Source organism: uncultured Gemella sp. (assembly GCF_963525165.1).
GTDB lineage: Bacteria > Bacillota > Bacilli > Staphylococcales > Gemellaceae > Gemella.
This window is the reverse complement of record NZ_CAURJN010000063.1, coordinates 1-4144: the sequence shown is the minus strand read 5'-3', so window position 1 is coordinate 4144 and position 4144 is coordinate 1. Positions and strand designations below refer to the sequence as shown.

Below are 4144 nucleotides of genomic sequence, written 5' to 3'. Positions count from 1 at the left end.
CAGAAGTGAAACCAAACAATGGTAACACAAACGCTGGTACTAACAACAATGCTGGTACAGAAGTGAAACCAAACAATGGTAACACAAACGCTGGTACTAACAACAATGCTGGTACAGAAGTGAAACCTGGAAATAATGATAACGCAGGAAATAATAAACCTGAAAACAAACCTGCTCCAGAAAATAAACCTAATAATAATTCAAATGCAGAAAACACTAACACAAACAACAACGTAACTCCATCTGAAGATATAATAAACAATATATTCTCAAATGATGCTTCAGGGGTTAAAGTTACTTTAACTGATAAAACAACTGCAGTAAAACTTTCTGCAACTCCTGTAGAAGATAAAGCCTTAGCAAGTTCAGTTCTAGAAAAATTAAACTTACCTGCAGACAATCAAATCAGAATATTAGATTTAAAACTTCTAGACAAAGACAATCATGTAGTTAATTCAAATGCAAAACGTACAGTTGCCATTGTCTTAAAAGAAGATGAAAAAGATGTCGCTATCTATCACATAAAAGATAACGGGGAGTTAAAATTAATAGACTCTACTACAAAAGATGGTGTTGTAACATTTGAAATAGATCACTTCAGTAAATTCGCAATAGTATCTAATAAATCTAAACAAACTTCATCAAATATCAACAATTCAAAATCAGGAAAACATTTAGCTAAAACTGGTCTATCAAATAATAATTTAGCTTCATTAGCTGCTATGGGACTAGTATTAAGCGGTGCACTAATATTAGGAAGAAGAAAAAATAGAAAATAATATTATTTCTAAACAATATTTATTAAATTAATTCTAAGAGAGGCAATTTTGAAAACATACTTCTAAATTGGGTTCTTTGTCAAGTACGGTTGATTTTAAAAATTAGGAAGAAGCTATGCTATATTAAGTAGTATAGCTTTTTTCCTATTTTTTCGTTTTATTTATTATTTAAATATAAACATTACACTAGTATGAAAAATAATATGAAAATATTAATTTTCAGAAAAATCATGGAAAATTACATTCAATTAATTGATTTTATAAGAGAAATAAGGTAGAATTATAGCTATAACAATAATTTTAAAGGAAAATATTAATGAATAGAGATGCGTATTTTTATTTAGAAATGAAGGAGCATGAGTTGAAAGTTCCATATACGGGGAAAAATCGTCGTATTAGGGTTCTTTTACCAAAATGCTATGCTCAAGATGAACATAGACATTATCCAGTAGTATATATGAACGATGGACAAAATGTTTTTTATAGTGGAGAATCTTTTAGTGGACATTCTTGGAAGGTGATACCAGCAATAAAAAGAAATCCAGATATGCCAAGAATGATAATAGTTGGAATTGATAATGATAATGAGGGAAGAATGAATGAATATGCTCCTTGGAAATTTTCAAGTTTACCAATATTAAATTTCGGTCTGACTCTAGGTGGATTAGGTGCAGAATATGCTGATTTCTTTATAAACGTAGTTAAGCCATTTATAGATAGCACATATCGTACAAAACCACAACGAGAATATACAGCGATGATCGGTAGTTCTTTAGGTGCTAATATATCACAATATATTGGTTTAGAACATAAAGATGTTGTAGGTTGTTTGGGAGTATTTTCATCTGCAAATTGGTTGAATAAACCTGAATTTGATAGATTTATTTCAAAACATAAGGTCTCAGATCAAAGAGTGTATATCGAAGTTGGAACGAACGAGGGAGATGATACAGATAAGCAATTGGCAAATGGTAACCTAAAACAATTATACATTGATGCAAGTTTAGATTATTATCGTCAGCTAATTGATGCTGGTTTATCTACAAGTGAGTTGAAATTAAATGTTGTGGCTAATGGAGAGCACAGTGAAGAGTGTTGGGCTAAATATTTACCAGAGTGTTTAAGATTTATAAGTGAAAATTGGTAAAAATATTTTTTTAGAAAATGGAGGTTTTAGGATTGAATATAGAAAATTTAAGTCATTATAGTGGAAATTTAGGAAGAGAAATGGTTCTTAATAGGTATGGACATGCGGGATTACCGATTGTTGTGTTTCCATCATCAGGTGGGACACATAATGAATATTATGATTTCGGCATGATTCATGCTTGTGAAAGTTTTATAAATGAAGGGAAAGTACAGTTTTTTACATTATCAAGTGTCGATAGTGAATCGTGGTTATGCGACTGGAAAAATGGTCACGATAGAGCATTAGCTCATACACAGTATGAAAAGTATGTTATTGAAGAAGCTATTCCATTTATTAAACATAAAACAGGTTGGTTTGGACAAATGATGGCTACTGGTTGTAGTATGGGAGGATATCACTCGTTTAATATTTTCCTACAACATCCGGATGTATTTGGTAAAGTAATTTCACTTAGTGGAGTTTATGATGCTAGATTTTTCGTAGGTGAATATGGAAATGATGAGTTAATATATAGAAATTCACCTAGTGATAATATTTGGAATCAAAATGATGGTTGGTTTATTGACCACTATAGAAACGCTGATATTATAGTATGTACGGGTCTAGGGCCATGGGAACAAGATGGACTTCCATCATTTTATAGTTTGAAAAGAGCATTTGAAGAAAAGAATATTCCAGCATGGTTTGATGTTTGGGGTGAGGATGTTGCCCATGACTGGCCTTGGTGGAGAATCCAAATGCCATATTTTTTAGATAAATTAAATTTATAATAAAGTTAAGAGGAGACAAAGATTTATGAATTACATAGTTATATCACCATATTATCCACACAATTTTCAAAAATTTTCTATTGAGTTAAAAAATCAAGGGATTAATGTACTTGGAATAGGTGAAGAGCCATATGAACAGTTAGACCAAAGACTTAAAGAAGCATTAACTGAGTATTTTAGAGTTAATAGTCTTGATGATGTTGATGAAGTGAAACGTGCTGTTGCATTCTTATATTATAAGCATGGGCATATTGATAGAATAGAATCACAAAATGAGCATTGGATGGAATTAGATGCTACACTTCGTACACAGTTTAATGTGTTCGGTTTAAAAGAGAACGATCTTAAAAAGACAAAACATAAATCAGAGATGAAAAAATATTTCGAAAAAGCAGGAGTACCTGTAGTACCAGGTTTCTTAGTGAAAAAAGAAGGAGACATCGAAAAAGGTGTTAAAAAGTTAAAACTTCCATTAATCGCTAAGCCTGACAATGGAGTAGGAGCATCAGCAACTTATAAGCTTAAAGATAAGAAGGATGTAGAAAATTTCAAAAAAGAATGGGATGGAACAACACATTATTTCTTAGAACCTTTCGTTGATAATTCTGATATCGTAACCTTTGATGGATTAGTAGATGCTAAAGGGAATATTGTTTTCTATACTAGTATCGTTTATTATCATACTCCATTAGATTTACTAAATAATAATACACTAGATTGGGTTTATTATATCGATAAGGATTTAGATCCAAAACTAGTAGAATATGGTAAAAATGCAGTAAAAGCATTTGGTATGAAAGAAAGATTCTTCCATATTGAATTTTTTAAAACTAAAGATGATTATATAGCAATCGAGTATAATAATCGTCCAGCGGGAGCTTTTGCAGTAGATGTGTATAACTTTGCACATTCAACAGATTATTTTAGAGTTTATGCTGAAGTTGTTAATGGAACATTCAATGGATTAAATGTTGATGAAAAATATGGATTAGCTTCAACACGTCGTGATTATAAAGATTATGTATATTCAGATGAAGATATTAGAAATAAATATCAAGATAAATTAAAAGCTGTTTTAAGAATGCCTGAAGCTTTTGCTGAATTACAAGGTAATACAATGTATGTTCTTGTTGCTGATACTCTTGAAGAGATGAAAGAGATGGAAAGATTTGTAGGGAAGTTAAAATAAATTTATAGTAAAGTGGGACTGTCCCAAAAGTTCTAAATTTTAACAAAGTGTATATGAGAACTCATAGACGCAGTGGTTTATTGATATCTAAATTTGCTTTATAAAAGCTTTTTAGATGTCTAATAAACTTTGCGGGAGTGACTTAAAAATTGCGGTTTTTGAGTCACTCCCGTATTTCTTTTATTTTTCCCCAGAGAATAGGGCTCATCAAAAAATCGGACTGATGGAAAAAATCAGTTCGATTAAATTATATACA

General features: G+C 30.9%; 4 protein-coding genes. All 4 read left to right on the top strand.

Annotation, left to right across the window (positions count from 1 at the left end; genetic code table 11):
* The coding region (locus RWQ74_RS08630; RefSeq protein ID WP_314397897.1) for an LPXTG cell wall anchor domain-containing protein at positions 1-779 on the top strand (779 nt) is incomplete at its 5' end.
* Between the two features lie 316 nt (positions 780-1095).
* The gene (locus RWQ74_RS08625; protein WP_314397895.1) at positions 1096-1926 is read left to right on the top strand and encodes an alpha/beta hydrolase-fold protein; all 831 of its coding nucleotides are present in this window, start codon (positions 1096-1098) and stop codon (positions 1924-1926) included.
* Positions 1927-1958: 32 nt separating this feature from the next.
* Positions 1959-2699, top strand: a complete 741-nt coding sequence (locus RWQ74_RS08620) for an esterase family protein (RefSeq protein WP_060913782.1) — start codon at positions 1959-1961, stop codon at positions 2697-2699.
* 25 nt (positions 2700-2724) lie between these two features.
* A complete protein-coding gene (locus tag RWQ74_RS08615; RefSeq protein ID WP_314397894.1) occupies positions 2725-3888 on the top strand; it encodes a carbamoyl phosphate synthase large subunit in 1164 nt (387 codons plus the stop codon).
* Positions 3889-4144 lie beyond the last annotated feature (256 nt).

Excerpts from the sequence above, each read along its gene's own strand:
- RWQ74_RS08615 (WP_314397894.1), top strand. The coding sequence starts at position 2,725 with ATGAATTACATAGTTATATCACCATATTATCCACACAATTTTCAAAAA.
- RWQ74_RS08625 (WP_314397895.1), top strand. The coding sequence starts at position 1,096 with ATGAATAGAGATGCGTATTTTTATTTAGAAATGAAGGAGCATGAGTTG.